Source organism: Lysinibacillus sp. GbtcB16, assembly GCF_019091145.1.
GTDB classification, from domain to species: domain Bacteria; phylum Bacillota; class Bacilli; order Bacillales_A; family Planococcaceae; genus Lysinibacillus; species Lysinibacillus fusiformis.
On the sequence record NZ_JAGXJV010000481.1, the window covers coordinates 1 to 265 of the forward strand.

The 265-nt window shown below is 40.0% G+C and carries 1 pseudogene; it reads right to left on the reverse strand.

The features are described 5' to 3' along the window. Positions 1-265, reverse strand: a pseudogene (locus KVT27_RS24980) (amidase); the annotation flags it as partial.

A 265-nucleotide genomic window follows, 5' to 3' on the forward strand; every position in this document is an offset into this window, starting at 1 on the left:
TCCTCTTCATTCATCCTATTTTCTTCCGATCGAATAAGATTGTCCTGACCATACTTTAATGCAGAAGAAGAGTGTTTATTATTGTAAGTAATTAATTCTTTGAGCGAATGTACAGGTATATCTGCATGGAGCTTGGCTAAATAGCGGTTCAGTCCTGTTTTGAACTCATAAGCAATCACGTCGTTGTTCCAAGCATGCTGCTCCAAATAAAGTTCGACGGGATCAATAACGGTTGCGCCTTGTTTATGTAGAACGTCTATCGCCG